Source organism: Pedobacter metabolipauper (assembly GCF_004362715.1).
GTDB classification, from domain to species: Bacteria; Bacteroidota; Bacteroidia; order Sphingobacteriales; family Sphingobacteriaceae; genus Pedobacter; species Pedobacter metabolipauper.
On the sequence record NZ_SNYC01000005.1, the window covers coordinates 74,017 to 90,960 of the forward strand.

General features: G+C 41.7%; 15 protein-coding genes. 9 read left to right on the top strand and 6 right to left on the bottom strand.

Annotation, left to right across the window (positions count from 1 at the left end):
• Positions 1-88 precede the first annotated feature (88 nt).
• The 4 genes from ATK78_RS12720 (at position 89) to ATK78_RS12735 (ending at position 7,832) form a co-directional block, all read left to right on the top strand.
• On the top strand, positions 89-2,557 hold the full coding sequence (locus tag ATK78_RS12720; RefSeq protein ID WP_166664875.1) for an alpha-L-rhamnosidase C-terminal domain-containing protein: 2,469 nt from the start codon (positions 89-91) through the stop codon (positions 2,555-2,557).
• Between the two features lie 5 nt (positions 2,558-2,562).
• Positions 2,563-5,847: a family 78 glycoside hydrolase catalytic domain gene (locus ATK78_RS12725; RefSeq protein ID WP_133576513.1), complete on the top strand. Its 3,285-nt coding sequence runs from the start codon at positions 2,563-2,565 to the stop codon at positions 5,845-5,847.
• A 204-nt stretch (positions 5,848-6,051) separates the two neighbouring features.
• Complete coding sequence (locus ATK78_RS12730) at positions 6,052-7,020, top strand: SDR family oxidoreductase (protein ID WP_133576514.1); 969 nt, start codon at positions 6,052-6,054, stop codon at positions 7,018-7,020.
• A gap of 29 nt (positions 7,021-7,049) precedes the next feature.
• Positions 7,050-7,832 carry a helix-turn-helix domain-containing protein gene (locus tag ATK78_RS12735; protein ID WP_133576515.1) on the top strand — a complete coding sequence of 261 codons (783 nt, stop codon included), beginning with the start codon at positions 7,050-7,052 and terminating at the stop codon, positions 7,830-7,832.
• Between the two features lie 142 nt (positions 7,833-7,974).
• Here the strand turns inward: ATK78_RS12735 and ATK78_RS12740 are convergent, their stop codons facing one another.
• Entirely contained in the window at positions 7,975-8,997 is a 1,023-nt protein-coding gene (locus ATK78_RS12740; protein ID WP_133576516.1) for an LLM class flavin-dependent oxidoreductase, read from the bottom strand.
• A 207-nt stretch (positions 8,998-9,204) separates the two neighbouring features.
• Between ATK78_RS12740 and ATK78_RS12745 the strand changes: the two genes are divergently transcribed.
• On the top strand, positions 9,205-9,567 hold the full coding sequence (locus ATK78_RS12745) for a nuclear transport factor 2 family protein (protein WP_133576517.1): 363 nt from the start codon (positions 9,205-9,207) through the stop codon (positions 9,565-9,567).
• A gap of 9 nt (positions 9,568-9,576) precedes the next feature.
• Here ATK78_RS12745 and ATK78_RS12750 read toward each other — a convergent pair whose 3' ends face one another.
• From ATK78_RS12750 to ATK78_RS12770, 5 genes are all read right to left on the bottom strand, one after another.
• Complete coding sequence (locus ATK78_RS12750; RefSeq protein ID WP_133576518.1) at positions 9,577-10,065, bottom strand: hypothetical protein; 489 nt, start codon at positions 10,063-10,065, stop codon at positions 9,577-9,579.
• Between the two features lie 173 nt (positions 10,066-10,238).
• On the bottom strand, positions 10,239-11,087 hold the full coding sequence (locus ATK78_RS12755; RefSeq protein ID WP_133576519.1) for a helix-turn-helix domain-containing protein: 849 nt from the start codon (positions 11,085-11,087) through the stop codon (positions 10,239-10,241).
• Between the two features lie 125 nt (positions 11,088-11,212).
• Positions 11,213-11,629 carry an OsmC family peroxiredoxin gene (locus ATK78_RS12760; RefSeq protein ID WP_133576520.1) on the bottom strand — a complete coding sequence of 139 codons (417 nt, stop codon included), beginning with the start codon at positions 11,627-11,629 and terminating at the stop codon, positions 11,213-11,215.
• 222 nt (positions 11,630-11,851) lie between these two features.
• Entirely contained in the window at positions 11,852-13,093 is a 1,242-nt protein-coding gene (locus tag ATK78_RS12765; protein WP_133576521.1) for a thioredoxin family protein, read from the bottom strand.
• 299 nt (positions 13,094-13,392) lie between these two features.
• Positions 13,393-13,965, bottom strand: a complete 573-nt coding sequence (locus tag ATK78_RS12770) for a TetR/AcrR family transcriptional regulator (RefSeq protein WP_133576522.1) — start codon at positions 13,963-13,965, stop codon at positions 13,393-13,395.
• Between the two features lie 132 nt (positions 13,966-14,097).
• On the opposite strand from ATK78_RS12770, the gene ATK78_RS12775 reads away from it, so the two are divergent.
• From ATK78_RS12775 to ATK78_RS12790, 4 genes are all read left to right on the top strand, one after another.
• Positions 14,098-14,676 (top strand): TetR/AcrR family transcriptional regulator, encoded by a 579-nt coding sequence (locus ATK78_RS12775; protein ID WP_133576523.1) that lies wholly within the window; start codon positions 14,098-14,100, stop codon positions 14,674-14,676.
• Between the two features lie 196 nt (positions 14,677-14,872).
• Positions 14,873-15,652, top strand: a complete 780-nt coding sequence (locus ATK78_RS12780; RefSeq protein ID WP_133576524.1) for an SDR family oxidoreductase — start codon at positions 14,873-14,875, stop codon at positions 15,650-15,652.
• A 41-nt stretch (positions 15,653-15,693) separates the two neighbouring features.
• Positions 15,694-16,179: a nuclear transport factor 2 family protein gene (locus ATK78_RS12785; protein ID WP_133576525.1), complete on the top strand. Its 486-nt coding sequence runs from the start codon at positions 15,694-15,696 to the stop codon at positions 16,177-16,179.
• Positions 16,172-16,900: an SDR family oxidoreductase gene (locus ATK78_RS12790; RefSeq protein WP_133576526.1), complete on the top strand. Its 729-nt coding sequence runs from the start codon at positions 16,172-16,174 to the stop codon at positions 16,898-16,900. The genes ATK78_RS12785 and ATK78_RS12790 overlap by 8 nt, the downstream gene beginning before the upstream one ends.
• Positions 16,901-16,944 lie beyond the last annotated feature (44 nt).

A 16,944-nucleotide genomic window follows, 5' to 3' on the forward strand; every position in this document is an offset into this window, starting at 1 on the left:
TTTTGGATGTACTAATATCACACACAAATCAACTTAAACTATGAGTATGTTCAAACTTTCAACTGGTATTGCCAGCTTGAATTTATTAATGACTAAAAAAAAAACCAGGTTGCTCTTTTTGCTGACCACAATTATTTACAGCAACCTTCTTTTTTGCCCCGTAGCATCAGCCCAGAAAATTGTATATAAGCCAGTTTCCGGAACATTAAGCGGCACTCCTGTCCCGCTATCACCTGATCCTTTGATCAATATGAAGTGGGCATCGCCTAAAGCTACAGATGAGCTGGAGTATTATCATCTGCGTCCGGTTTCATTTACCACAGCTTCAGCCAGAAGTTTTGACACGAAAAATTTTAAGATAAAAAACGAGGTCGTTGTTAATGGCGAGGGAGATCTCATGTTCGATTTTGGAAGGGTTAGTGCTGGCTGGCTCGAATTTGAATCTGATGACCTGACTGACTCTGTATTGATGAGCATCAGTGAATATAATGAGCCAGCGATTGTTAATATCGGAACGGCTCACCCGTTCAAAACCGCTTCTGTCGTTAAGGATGGGAACACTTACCGCATACATCTGAACAACCTTTGGTATGAGGGCGTTCGATTCGGATGGATCCACGTGGTATCTCATAAGAAACAATGGCATCTTAAAAATTTAAGATTGGTTTGCCAGATCAAACCCACTAATTATAACGGCAGTTTCGCCTGTAGTGATCCTGAGTTAACAAAGATATGGTACACTGGTGCCTATACCGTAAAACTCAACTTGCTGAAAGATTATTTCGGCGCTATACTTATGGACCGGAGTGACCGTCACTCCTGGACTGGCGATGCCTTTCCGGCGCAGGCTGCTTCCATGGTGGCTTTTGGCAACTTCGATTTTGTAAAAAAGAATATCCATAACACGGCGAACCTTAGTAACGATATAGCCAGCTATGCACTTTACTGGGTGTTAAGTTTAGTAGATTATGTAAACTATACAGGTGATACCGACCTGGCAAAATATTACCTTGATAATGCCGGTAAAAAACTTGAACATGCCTATGGGCATTTCGGAAAATCACCCAGAATTGCATTTTATGGCTGGGACGAACGTTTGGGAGGTGGTTTTGAAAACCCAAATGCTGAGGCTCAAAATGCCTACTCCATGCTATCGATACGGGCATGGTCTGAATTTGGCAAATTGATGCGGACCATAGGTAACTTAAAAGAGGCGGACAAATATGAGGGTTATGCTACAGAAAAGATCCAATCTCTTAGAAAAGAAAACGCATGGCTTAGCACATTTGGATTGCACGCTGCTGCAGATGCGATCAATACCAACCTGACCACTCCGGAGGAAAACAACATATTATTCAATAAAAATTTTACCGATCGGGTTAACCGAATTTCTTATTCTTCCTTTAACGAATGGTTTATCATTTCTGCTATGGCCAAATCCCAGCGTTTTGATGAGGCGATCAGTGCAATTAAAGACAGCTGGGGCGGACAGATCCGTTACGGAGGAACTACTTTTTTTGAGGTATTTCGTCCGCAGTGGAATGAGATTCTTACTACTAATGATGCACCTCCTAATAACCAGGCCGGTTACACCAGCTTTACCCATCCCTGGAGTGCAGGCATTGTAAAATGGCTTTCTGAAGAAATTCTTGGAATAAAACCGCTTGAACCTGGATTTAAATCTTTTTCTATAGTGCCCCATTTGGGTAGATCATTAACTTCAGTGAATGGTGGAATTCCGACAGAAAAAGGACTTATTTCAGCTAGTTTCGATACTAAATCCGGAATCTCAAGAGTTAAGGTACCTGCCGGAACTATGGCAAAAACGATTGCCTTGCCGATAGGTAAAAATGTACCGTCGTCGCTAAAGATCAATGGAAAAACAACAGCGATCTCTATTGAGCATGGTGAAAATGAAGATTTTTTGATTCTCAATAATCTTGAGCCTGGAGAATATCTGTTTGAAGTGAAATATAAAAAACAGGTTAAACAAATAGCCCTTAAAAATACGCCATGGATATATAAGGTTCATGGTATTGGTCAGGACAGCACAACGAGAGGCAACTGGAAGGGAACTTACGGTGGTGATGGCTCGATTCTTTTCAACTTATATAAAAAAGGACAGCATGTTGAAAAATTACCGGCTTACCTGGGTAAGATAAAACTATCAAGATATGCAGATGTGCACCGCGATGTTCAGGACCCTAACATAGCACTGCTACAAGACAGCGCCCGAACCAATGACTTTGGCGCAATTGCCACTAAAAATTATAATGTCTGCGAACAATCCATGACTATTGATCTTCCGGTAACTGACAATGGTACTCACCGGGTTTCCTTATATTTTCTGGATCAGGATAATGTGGGACGACGCTCTGCCATCGAGATATTTGACATGAATACACTTAATCTGATTGGCCCAATGATCTATGTGAAGAATTACAGTAAGGGAAAATATGTAAGTTTTGATGTTCAGGGTCCAATTCGGCTCCGGATTAACCAGGTTAGAGGAATTAATGTGTCTTTAAGCGGGATATTCTTTGATAAGATAAAATAAGCAAGATGTTAAAAAAAAGAAACCAAGTTGCCCCGATCATGATCGTTTTGTTCCTGGCTATATCATCCTTCGCTTTTGGGCAAGGCCTGCGTATCGAACAAAGTAATTGTGAGTATCGGGTAAACCCTGAAGGTATCGATGTAATTTCTCCGAGGCTTTCGTGGGTTATGGCGTCTGATTTACGCGGCGACAAACAGACGGCCTTTCAAATTATAGTGGCTTCTAACCTGAATGCCTTAAAGATGAATAAGGGTGATATATGGGATAGCGGAAAACAGGTATCAACGGAAAACAATAGGGTGTATAAAGGCCAAAAACTTCTTTCAGGTAAACAATATTACTGGAAAGTAAGAGCCTGGGATAGCAAAAACAAGGTTACACCATGGAGTGCAAATGCGTACTGGAGCATGGGGCTGCTTACAAAAAAGGAATGGAAGGCGGTGTGGATCACAGATCCGGTTCTCGCTGATCCTAATAATTTCTCTTTAACACCAATAAATTGTTACAGAAGCCTTACCACTGAAAATCAGTACCAGGAAAAATGGATCATATTGGATTTAGGCACTGAGCAAGCCATAAACGCAGTGAATATAATCCCTGCACGTTCTGTTAATCAAAATATAGACTTTCTTAGCTTTATGTATCCGCTGAGGTATAAAATACAGGTATCGGCAAATAAGAACTTCCAAAATGCGAAAACAATTATTGATCATACTTCAGCAGATGTTCTTAATCCACGTGAAGCAAACAATATCATAGCGTTTCAACCCGTAAAGACACGATATATCCGGCTTTTAGTAACCAAACTGACCAGATGGGATGTAAATCTATATGGACTTGCGTTAGGCGGATTTAACGCGATTTACAATAAGAAAGTAATTGAAGAAAATGTAACGGCAGACTGCTCGGATGCGATTGAATCAAAACAGTGGTCTAAGAAATTTCTCTTGAAAAAAGAGAACTTGATCACAAATATACCCGATCCAATTGCTCTTGCTGTTGGCGTAAAAGAACTGTCCGATATCGCGCCGGTGAATAAGGTTTCCCGTGTACCGACACTGCGCCGGGAATTTAGTCTTGCGGCAAAAGTTAAACGCGCAAACTTATTTGTGACGGCACGCGGTTTTTATGAGTTTCATATTAACGGCAAAAAAGTAAGCGATCTTTACCTTTCTCCGGGGGTAACCGATTACAATAAAAGAATCACGTACCAGACTTTCGATGTGACGCAGATGCTTAAACCAGGAGGCAATGCAGTTGGGGCAATGCTGGGCTATGGCTGGTATGCCGGGCATATGAATCTTTTTGAGAACCGTAATATTTACGGACACTACCCCTTGTTGATGGCCCAGCTGGAAATAGAACTGGAGAATGGTAAACATATTACTATTGCCACCGATAAACAATGGAAGACAACGTTAAAAGGGTCTTTGCTTTGGTCCGACTTATTGGATGGCGAAGCCATTGATCAGCGTCTCGCGCTTACCGGATGGGACAAAACTAATTTCGATGACAAAGATTGGTCTATTGCTGAAGCCAAACAACTGGATGATACCAAACTGGTTGGGCAGCGCAATCAGCCGGTTAAAGAAATCAGGGAACTGAAACCTGTTGCGGTAAAAAAAATCAGCAAAGGTGTTTATGTCTTTGACTTTGGGCAAGAAATTGCAGGCTGGTGCCGTTTAGTGGTGGCAGGCAAAAAAGATACGCATATCCGAGTAAGACATGCTGAAATCCTTAAAAAGAATGGTGATATAGACATGAGTAATCTCTGGGGAATTCCGCAGCAAGAGGATTATATTTTAAATGATGATAAGACTCAAACACTAACACCACATTTCACGTATCACGGTTTTCGTTATGTGCAGGTAAGCGGCCTGGAAAATGAGCCGGATCCAAATACGATTACTGCAATAAGTATGCATAACAATGTTCCGGAGGCGGGTGAATTTGAATCCTCGAACCCGTTATATAACAAGCTGATGGAAACGGCCATCTGGACACAAAGAAACCTGATGTTTGATATGCCAAATGGTTGTGCGGCAAGATCTGAAAGATTAGGCTGGACAGGCGATCTGCGCCCATGTGTACAATCTCTTATTTACAATATGGATGCTGCTGCTTTCCTGGAGAAATATGCACAGGATATGCGGGATGACCAAACACCGGATGGGCGTTTCACGGATATTGCGCCGCAATTTCATTTGGAAAACACGAATATATGTGTCGGATCTCCAGGTTGGGCAGACGCTGGTGTTTCTATGCCATGGCAGGTTTACGTTAATTATGGTGATAAGAGAATACTTGAAGAGCACTATCCTGCAGCGCAGAGATGGGTGGATTTTCTAAGTTCAAAAAACCCTAATTTCCTTTGGGAAAATAACCGTGGAATGGATTGGGGAGACTGGCTTAGTACTGGTCCGGCCACGCCTCGTGTTCTTGGCTCTACGGCCTTTTTTGCACACGATGCAGACCAGTTATCTAAAATGGCCGGGGTATTGGGTAAAAAGGCAGATGAATTAAAATACCGGCAATTGTTTAACCAGATTAAGAAAGCTTTTATGAGCAGCTTTGTTAACCAGGATGGTTCTATTACCGAAGCTCCGGGTAAAGCGGATGTACAGGGCAGTTATGCACTTGCTTTATATTTCGATTTGCTGGATGAGCCTATTCGCTCAAAAGCAGCAAATCGCCTTGCCCAGATGATCGGCGAGAGCAAAGGTCATTTAACTACCGGTTTTTGGTCGAGCATAGAAACGCTTCTTGCTTTATCAGAAAACAAGCAGCACCAATCGGCTGTGCAGGTAGCAAATACAGAAACCCAGCCTTCATGGGGTTATATGCTCAAAGCCGGTGGTACCACCTACTGGGAATCTTTTGATGCAGACAGACGAAATCTTTCTCTCAATCACTGGACTTACAGCTCCATTGGAGAATGGTTATGGCGCTATATTGCCGGGCTCAATGTAGATGAGAATAATCCGGGTTATAAACATTTTACGGTAAAACCACATGCTACATCAACAAACGACTCCTGTAAAGTTGCCTATCAGTCTATTAACGGCGCAATCAAAATTAACTGGAAACGTTCAGTTGATAAATTCACTATAGAAGTTACTGTTCCACCTGGTTCAACAGCGACCGTGTATATTCCGTCAAAAGGATCAAACATTACGGAGTCGGGCCTCCCTATTAGTCAATCAAAAGGATTGAAGTTAGTTAAACAAGAAAATAATGAGGCTATAATGAATATCCAGTCAGGAACTTATTATATCTCGACTGCACTTTAGCGGGTAAATTAGTATTTCAGAAGGCCAGCTAAGTTATGCTTTAGCTGGCCTTTTTGTATTCAGCAGGAAAAGGCTATCCGGCAATAAACAACCATGATTCGCTAACGATCGGCAAGTTTGAACTTCTGAACAAAGTAAAGTTGAACTTCCGAACAAAACATCCAGCAGATTTAAACCGCACCTTTGATGTAAATAAATTCATTTATGGAAAGTTTAACAAAAAATCAAACCGTACTGGTAACGGGCGGTACCGGTTTTGTCGGAATCTACTGCATTCTTCAATTATTACAGCAGGGTTATACTGTAAAAACAACAGTACGCTCATTGAACAGAAAACAAGAAGTGATCAGCTTGTTACAGTCTGCCGGGATGACGTCCCTTGAGCAGCTTTCGTTTGTTGAAGCAGACCTTGGCGCGGATGATCACTGGAACGACGCGGTTGAAGGCTGTATGTATGTATTGCATGTGGCGTCGCCTTTTCCGGCCGGTGAACCTGAAGATGCGGACGAACTGATTATTCCGGCCCGTGACGGTGCATTGCGTGTACTAAAAGCTGCCCGCAATGCTGGTGTAAAACGTGTGGTACTCACTTCTTCTTTTGCGGCCATTGGCTACAGTAAAGACACTAAAGACCATGTTTTCACTGAGCTTGACTGGACAGATCCTGAAATTGCTTCCGGTGCTTATATCAAGTCTAAAACCATAGCCGAAATGGCAGCCTGGGATTATATGAAAAACGAAGGCGGAGATATGGAGCTAACGGTGATCAATCCGGTCGCCATTTTTGGACCAGTGATGGGACAAGACCATTCTACGTCTGTAGGGTTTATAAAGTCGCTATTAGAAGGCCACATTAAACAGACCCCTGGTTTTACCTTTGGAGTGGTTGATGTACGTGATGTCGCTGCCATTCACCTCCTGGCAATGACCCATCCCGAGGCAGCTGGCGAACGCTTCCTTGCTACTGCATCTGATGTTGTGAGCATTTATGATATTGCGCAGTTCATCAAAAAGGAACGGCCTGCAGCAGCGTTGAACATTGCTGAACTGGAGCCGCTTGATCCATCGGCATATACCGCGATGTCTAATGAGAAAGCGAAAAGGATATTGGGCTGGAAGCCGCGCAGCAAAGAAGCTGCAATTCTTGCCAGTGTGGATAGTTTGGTAATTTGATGTATTTTTGAGTCTAAATCTAACATGCCTTGAATACGACCCTCCTTCAATCCTGCCATTTGGGTCCGGGGATTTCTCCGGAACAAGTGACACCGGAGCATTTCTTTTTATACCTTTTAACAGGGTCGATGGTGGTTTATAATGGCGACAAGCATTACGAGATTAACCCTGGCGATTATGGTCTTGCCCGTAAGAACCATTTGCTGCGGTATACCAAACATCCCGGTGATGGCAATTTCAGGACGATCGTTGTTGCCTTTGATGAACCTTTTCTGAGAAGATTTTTAAAAAAGCATCCTTTCCAAATTGGAATCGCCGGGAACGACGATTCCATCTTGTTCATCCGGGAAAACAGGCTATTGAGCAGCTTTATCCAATCTCTAAAACCTTACTACCTCGGATCTTCTGAAATTGATGAAACTTTTGCAGAACTTAAAAGAGAGGAACTGTTGTTGATCCTGCTTAAACAAGACCCTGGCCTTGCGGCCATCTTGTTTAACTTTGGTGCGCCTCAAAAAATAGACCTGAAGGCATTTATGAACCGTAACTTCAGGTTCAATGTAAGCCTGGAGCGTTTTGCGTTTTTAACAGGCAGAAGTTTGTCTTCCTTTAAGCGCGATTTTCAGCAATTATTTAATGATACACCCGGACACTGGCTAACCAAAAAGCGGCTGGAAGAAGCATACTTTCTGATCTATAAGCAAAGCCGGAAGCCGAAGGATATTTATATGGAACTGGGTTTTGAAGATCTGTCCCATTTTTCTTTCGCTTTTAAAAAGCAATTCGGGCATGCGCCTACTGCTGGTTTGTGATTAAATCTGTGTACGTCCATAGGTTGGATTGTGACAACTTTGACGATAAGGCAGGTAAAACGAAAGAGCAGCCTTTTTCAGACCGCTAAACTCCGGATAAATTAGATAACTCAATAAGGAGCGCGTAACCGAACGTATTTATTTAACGCCAACCCAATGCAGGTGCAACATGCTCCAGGATAGCGGATAGTATATGTACATTATAATCAACACCCAACGTGTTCGGTATGGTCAGAAGCAATGTATCTGCTTCTTGTATAGCTTCATCCGCGGCTAGCTCCTTAATCAGCTGATCAGGTTCGGCTGCATAGCTTTTACCGAAGACCGCCCGTTTATCAGCTTCGATATAACCAAAACTATCTGCCCCTTTCCCCTGCTGTCCGAAATAATACCTGTCCTGATCGTTAACCAGTGCAAAGATCGAACGGCTTATTGAAACCCTTGGTTCGCGCTCGTGCCCAGCTTTCTTCCAGGCTTCCTTATACAGCCTGATCTGTTCTGCCTGCTGGATATGAAAAGGTTTACCGCTTTCGTCAAATTTCAGCGTTGAACTTTGCAGGTTCATGCCGTTCTCGGCTGCCCAAACTGCAGTTGCATTAGAGGCAGCTCCCCACCAGATACGTTCCCGAAGTCCATCAGAATGTGGCTCCAATCGTAACAGACCCGGCGGATTCGGAAACATCGGATTGGGATTGGGCTGGGCAAACCCTGTACCCTTTAGTCGATCTAAAAACTCCAGGGCTTTTTTACGGCCCATATCTGCATCGGTTTCTCCGGGATCAGGTTGATAACCGAAGTGACGCCAGCCTTCGATAACCTGCTCGGGTGAACCCCGGCTAAGACCAAGTTGCAATCGGCCACCGGAAATCAGGTCCGCAGCACCGGCATCTTCTATCATATATAGCGGGTTTTCATAGCGCATATCGATCACGCCTGTTCCAATCTCTATCTTGCTTGTTTTTGCCCCAATAGCGGAAAGCAATGGAAATGGCGATGCCAGCTGTCGTGCAAAATGATGAACCCTAAAATAAGCACCGTCCAAACCTATTTCTTCCGCAGCAACACTCAGATCTATAGATTGCAGTAACGTATCGCCAGCGTTACGAGTTTGATATGAGGGATGATCAGACCAATGTCCGAATGATAAAAATCCTATTTTTTTCATTGATTAGATGATTTAAAACCAAATATAGGAATACGTAGGCTGTGAGCAGGTCACGGCTTAGTCATAACGATTGGCCAGGCATTCAATATTATTCAGCTGTTTTTTACCATCAGTTTTGTCTTGCATTCATTTTACAAACGATCTGAAAAATTAAAATTCTTCTATATTTTAAAACACGTTCCTGGTTAGGAATGTTTATTTGGTATTATGGAAACTACAAAACAACTCATTGAAAAGATCAACAAGCTGTTCATCGACAATGACATGGAGAAATTCATGGATTATCTTGCTGACGATATGGTTTGGGAAATGTACAGCTCCACTTCGGGCCATACTACCCTTAAAGGAAAAGAAGAAATAGGTAGTATGGACGCAGGAAATATGCCGGAAGAGATGAATTTCCGTTTTGAAACCGTAATTGTTGAAGGAGACATTGCCATCGCAAACGGAAGCAGCACGGGAACGACCAAAGATGGAAAGCCCTATAAAGGAAATTTTTGCGATATCTATCAGTTCAAAGATGATAAGATTATCAAAATGACTTCTTACGTGATTGAAAGTATTGGATAATTATGCGATTTATACCAGCTTACTAATCCTTCTCTGCTTTCTAAACTGAAAAACAGAACCTATTACAAACAAGACAAAAAGTACAAGAAGTGTTTGGCCGACAATTGGATCTGTAGGTGCCTTAGCTAAAGGATGCCCAATAGGGACACGAGTAAAGGTTTCGTTAACCGTAGGAACCAATGATAAAAAAAAGCTAAAGGTAAGAAGCGCATTTTCAAAATAACGGGCGCTGTTATTCTCTTTCCTTTTGCTGTAAAGAAAGAAGGCCACCAGGATTAAAACCACGATGAACAAAGCGAAAATATGTCCCGGATTAAATCCACCTTGTTTTGATAAACCTAAAGCGGTTAGTGAGGTAATAAGTGTTAAATAAAAATAAATTTTCCCGGTGAGCTGACTTAGGTCAATTTTACCATTCCTTATAAAACCTGCAACTGCGGCAACGATAGCAATAACACCTATGGCCGTATGAAAAATTCCTAAATTTGATAGTCCCATTTTTTTAATTTAATTGTTGATACAAAGTTGCCGTACTTGAGGGACATCGGCTTTGCAGATTAGCCCAATGATTTGGCAATTTGGCTCAAAAAAACCCCATACGTTTTGTAGTGGAGGGTTGATTACCACACGGCCGGTATCATACAGGCGTGTTATGTGAAGTAAGATGGCTTTTATTTAGAAGACTGGCTGACCCGATAATTGGTTGGTGTTAGATGGTATTGATCATGAAAGCTTTTGGTGAAATTGGCCAGGTCGTTGAAACCGCAATCAAAAGCAATGTCTGTAATACGTTCATCAGAAATTAAAAGTAATTCGGCAGCCCTTTCCAATCTTTTGGTTTTAATGTAATTGGCCGGCGAATCATCATACAATTTTTTAAATTCCCTTTTAAAGGAAGAAACGCTTAAATTGGTTTTTTGCGCCAGCTCTTCAACATTAATCTGCGAAAACAAGTTGGCTTCTATAATTTGTTTGAACGTATAAATTGTGGGCGAAAAAAGCTGGGAGAGTATGACTTGTATCATTTCAGCGTCTTTCGTTTGCGATAACAAGAGAATGATTTCTTTCAGTTTTAACACCAAAATTTCTTCATTTACTAAAGATGGATTTTCAAAGTAAAAGAGAAGGCCCTCTATGTATTTTTGAATTAAAAAATCATTGTTGACTTTTCCGCTTGACTGATTTGTGATCCTGTCATTTTTCTGAAATATCAACGGAAGTTCTCTTTCATAAATTTTCTTTAGGATGTCCGGATGGAAAGTAACGATTACAATTTCGCCATTGTTGTTACTTGAATCACTTAATTGCTTGCCTGAGTTGATACAATTGAGTAACAATGCATGATTAGCAGGTATTGTGATATGATCATCGTCAAATTGAAACTGCGTCTCACCTTTCAACATGTATAAGAAGCAAGCTTGTTCTGCTACGGGAAATGAAAATTCAAAAGGAGACTTTAAATCCAACTTTTGAATAAATGTTTTCCCAAATAACTCAATTTTTTTATAGTCGATAATCATCTATCTTCCTGTATTTTAATTATAGCTCGAATGGAAAGGCCTATATTTGCATCCTCAATTCTCATTCAACGCGAAGCCTAATATAGGCAAAAACGTTGAATGAGATTGTTATTGTATTGTAATGGTTAGGAGACCAGATAAGCTTCCGAGCTAATGGGCAGATTCAATACTTTGGAAATTAAACAGTTCTGTTCTGCCCCTTTTGTAATCGTTTCAAATTCTTCTGCAGTAATGCCTGGTACGTTTCCGGTAATGGAGAGATGTACCCCGGTAATTCCAGCGTTATCCATTGATACTGTTGCTTCAGTATCCAGCGAAGTTGGTGTCAATCCTTTTTCCGTCAAAGCATAACTTACTGCCATGGTAAAACATCCGGCATGTGCTGCTGCTAACAATTCTTCGGGATTGGTTCCTTTTTCTTCCCCGGTAAATCGCGTTTTAAAACTGTAATTTGTCTGTTTTAGAACTTCGCTTTGGGTAGTTAACTCACCTTTACCTTCTTTTATACTACCTGCCCAATGTGCTTTTGCTGTACGTTTCATGTTTTATACTTTTAAATTGATTGTCGATATTGACAATACAAATTTGCAGTACAAAGAGCAAGAAGACATTGCGAATAAGGCCAATTATTTGGCAATTTGGCTCATGTAATAATTTGGATGATCCGCTCTCAAAATTGGATGGTGCGGTGTGTAATTCGAATGGTGCCCGACAAATGGGGTTAGGAAAACTACATGGTGCCGCGCCATCCAATGCAAACCAATCTATATTTTCTTAATATCTTCACCTAACTTTTCAAAGTAGCTATTGACTGATATGGGATTTCCCCGATAGCTGTCAATGCTTTTCTGTATCCATAGCTTTATAGATTCACGTATATCTTTTGTCAATAACTTATATTGTTGACAAGAGGAGATAATTTCACAAAATTCGCTGTAAGTACGTATTGACTCTGATTGGAAGGTCTTCTTAACCTGTTCGCTATTTAGGCCTGGAAATACTGTTTTCGATAAATCCTGCATTTTTGTTAACGTTGCCTTTTCCTCTGCGTATAATTTGGCGGTGTCTAGTCCGCTATAGGCATCTGAGCAAAAGCGTTTAAATGCTTTGGATAAACCAATCGAATCATTGGCAAAAGCATAGTACATACACCTGAAATAATTTGCTTCCCGTTCTTTAGCATATCCATCGTTTTCAAAAAAAGAATTTAAATGGATGAGCTTTTCGAGCTGTTGATCATTACGGCTTTTTCCAGCCTGCGCTAAATCAGTCTTGAGTTTGCTTCTCAAAGTCATCCAGGTGCCATCGATAAACCCAAGTTTGAATGGATATTGACGATATTGTTTTAAAAAAGCTTTAAAGGTTAAGGAATTCTCATCAAGAATGACAGGGGCGTTTATCTTAATGATCCTATTTACTTTCTGCGAACCGAGCGAATCCTCTGGAACCAAAGAAAGATACTTTTCAATTAGTTGTTCAATATCTTGAGGTCGTTTATCAAACGGTATGCTGGTTAAGTAAGAATATAAAAAGTCTGCATCATATTTTCCTGATGCAAGTTTCATTCTCTTTTGTACATCTTCTTCATTATATGATTGTACAGCTGCAGTCTTGCCTTCCATCAAAAATTTGGAAACTGGCATTGATCCTTTTGCATTATATATCACCTTGCCATTTTGATCAAAAAATAGATAGGTAGGGTAAGCATCCACGCCTTCGGTTTTAGCAAAGGCCGTTCCCCAACCTTTTTCAGCATCAACTTTCACATTTATAAATGTGCTGTTGTAATAATCAGCCACCTCTTTTTTGTTAAAAACTTCAGCGTCCATCCATTTACAAGGACCGCACCATGTTGTATATACGTCTACGAACACCTTTTTATTTGCTGCTTTTGCCTTCAAAAGAACTTCATTCCAGGATTTTGCATCGGAGATAAATTGTATCGATTGAGCCTGCAACGTAAATGTAAACATCAATAAGATGCCAAAAATGTGGTATTTTCTCATACTAGATTGAAGATAGGTATTATAATTACCGCCGCAAACCAGCTATCATATGATTAGGGTTATAGCTTTAACGTGGGCGTTCCATAAATGTAAATAAGTTAAAATTAGGTCATAGTAATATTGCTATTACGAGATGAAAGTGGAGTTCATCGGTGATTTCGGTCACGAGACCGGCGGCCTTGTTATTCTTTTTAATGAAACTGGTTTGATCAAACATGTAGAAGCCTATTTGGATTAACGATTAATCCGGTACAATGCTTTTAACTGATTGACCGGAGTCTTAATGCAAGATCCAAATACTAATTTTTGACCAGTACATTGGTAAAATCGGATACGGCCTTTGCAAATATTTGTTCACTGATCTTCCAGGGTAAACTCTTGCCGATTAGTTTTATAGCGATCAATCCATGTAAAACTGACCAACACGTGTAATAAGGTGCCAGCGGGAGGTCGCCAATAACCTCGCAGAATAACGAATCGATCTTAGCGGATGCTTTTTCTAATCCATTTGGATCAGAACGGGTTGTTCCAACTCCGAACATGAGCCGGTAAAGCTCTGGTTCATCTGACGCAAAATCCCAATATGCCTTGCACATGAGCAGGAGTTGTTGCTTAGGTACGGCACTGGCTGATCTGGCCTGCATTAATTCACCGGATAACACCACGAATCCATATCGGGTCAATCCAAGTAATAACGCTGCTTTGTTTTCGAAATATTCATAGATGACCGGCGGGGTATAGCCTATCGCTTCTGCTATTTTGCGCATGCTTACCGAACTCCAGCCCGATTTTTTACTGATCAGGAGCGCGGCCCTAAGTATCTTACAGTAAATACTTTTCCGATGACTGAAGGTTAGTTTATTAAATCTCATATTTAAAGTCAGCAGGCAAATGTATATTATAGAACAGTCGTTACAAAATCTGCATCCTTAATTTAAGGTCAAATTAAAATGACATTATTTTAGAACAAGTGTTTTAAAATAAATTTATGTTTGCAAAGAATTATGGCAAGGAACCTGGAATTTAACGAAGAAGAAGCAACCAAAAAAGCGATGGAGGTCTTTTGGAAAAAGGGCTACAGTGGCACGTCTATTCGTGACCTGTCTGAAGCGATGAATGTGCATGTTAGCAGTATCTATAATACCATGGGCGACAAACACCAGTTGTTTGTTACGTGCATCCGTAATTACACCCAAAACCGGATGGAGGATGCGCTCAAGCATGCCGCTAAAATCAAATCACCGCTTGAAGCAATCATCAGTTTTATAAACGCTTCCGCAAACACTATTGTTTACAGTGACAACAGCTGTTTGGCCATCAAGACAACTTTTGAAGTGGCGACCTCTGATCCAGATGTTCAAGACGTGCTTCGAAAAGATAATGAATTCACGCATAAATTCATATCGGACCTGATCCATAAAGCAATCGAACTTAAGGAGCTTGCTGTGGATACAGATGCCGAAACATTGACGGATTTTATTATCAATACGTTTACAGGCTGGCATGAGTCCTATATTCTGCACAAGGACCCGATCAGGATCATGCGTATGGCCAAATACCTAATTGCACAGATCTCCCACTAAAGAATTAACTCATTACAGCTAACATTGAAATACGCTAATAAAGAAGGGGCATAATTTTAGAGCGTTTGCTCCAAAACTAAAGGTTAGCCGTTGAAAACCGAGTCCTAACCCGGCTTTAATTCTAGAGTGACTGTTCTAAAATAAAAGAAGACAACTAAATACAGAGTAAAACAATATATATATTAAAATAATCAACATGGAAAATAAAGAACTGACCGGCAAGATCGCTTTGGTAACAGGTGGAACCAAAGGGATCGGGAAGGCGATCGCTGACAGGTTGGCCCAGGCGGGAGCTACCGTGATCATCACCGCAAGGAATGCACCGGCCGACAACAAATACGGGCACCATTTTATCAAGGGAGACCTCGCAAATGCATCGGAAGCTATGACGGTCATCAGCAGTATTCTCGAAAAATTCGGTAAAGTTGATATACTGATCAACAACATGGGGGGATCTAACAGTCCTTCGGGCGGCTTTGGTGTCCTTACTGACAAGCATTGGGAAGATGAGATCCAACTGAACCTGCTCGCCCCCGTACGTATTGACAGAACAATATTGCCGGGGATGCTGGAAAACAAAAGCGGGGTGATCATCCATATCTCTTCGATCAGTGGCATATCACCTCTTTACGAATCACTCGGCGCTTATGCCGTAGCTAAGGCAGCGCTGATCAATTACAGCAAAAGCCTGTCAAAAGAGGTTACACCTAAAGGTGTGCGGGTGCTTACTGTATCACCGGGCATGGTTAAAACCGAAACCATGGACAGTTTTTTGGGCACGCTTGCGGAATCTGCAGGTACAACCATCGACGAGATCACCCAAAATTTGATGGCAAGCCTGGGCGGCATCCCTATGGGCAGGATGGCAGATCCTAAAGATGTTGCTGAGCTTGTGGGCTATTTGGTATCTCCAAGAGCGTCATACCTTAGTGGCGCAAACTATGTAATAGACGGTGGAACAATTCCTACCATTTAATTTAAAATCAATTCATATAAATTATTCTAAACGTTAAAAAAATGAATCAGTCAGCTTATAAGATCAGCAGTGAAAGAGAGATCGAAAATTTAATCGCGCGTTACACTCACCTTTTAGACAAGGGAGATCTTGCGGGAGTTGGTGCCTTGTTTGCACATGGCAGAATCGGTTCCCTTGGCGCCTATACAGATGGAGCGGATATTGAGTCTATGCTCAGATCTAATCTTCAGATCTATTCTAATGGCACGCCGCAGACCGCACACGTGACTACGAACACAACAATCCATATTAACGAGGACGACTCCTCAGCGACCGCGAAGTCGTACCTTATTATTTACCAGCAGGATACCGAGCGGTCTTTCCCATTACAGGCGATCATGACCGGAACCTATGACGACATTTTTGTACGCATTGATGGCAAATGGCAATTTAAAGAAAGAAGTCTTTCGATGGGCTTTGCGGGAGACCTGTCACACCACGCTAACCCAGATGGACCCTCTGCCAAAATATTGAATGACAATGGATAATTTGAGAACTGCCCTGGTAACCGGTGCGAACAAAGGCATAGGATTGGCTACCGTGGAAGGACTGGCCAAAGAAGGTTATAAAGTATGGCTGGGATCGAGGGATCATTCCCGCGGTCAGGCAGCCGTGGAAAAACTTCGTTCGAAAGGTCTGGATGTAAACCTGCTTTTGATCGATGTTGCCGATGACAACAGTGTAAAAGAGGCTGCGCGTGTTTTGAATACGCAAACTGCATATCTGGATATCCTGATCAATAACGCTGGCGTAGCGTTGAACCTGAAAAGCCTTCCCAGTGATGAGCAAATGGACGTGATCAGGGAAACATTTGAGACAAACACTTTTGGGCCGATCCGTGTAACGCAGGCTCTGCTGCCCTTATTGAGGGCTGCCATTGGCGCGCGGATAATCATGTTAAGCAGTATCGTTGGATCTATTGGCCTTAGTTCCGACCCAGATGTTATTTATGGACAGGTCAATTTCATGGGTTATTCCAGTTCAAAAGCTGCGCTGAATATGATCACCGCAGCCTTTGCTAAAGAACTTGGGCCGTCGGGTATCAAAGTATATGCTGTTGAGCCGGGACATATACGGACAGATCTCAACGACAATACCGGAAGTTTGACTGCCGAAGAGGGCGCATCTGTACCACTGCGATATGCAACGATGAATCTGGACGTTTCCAACGGTGGCTTTTTTGGACCCGAAGGGATACTGCCATGGTAACCCATCAAGTATAAATTCAATAAATTATAAGCATTTAAATCATT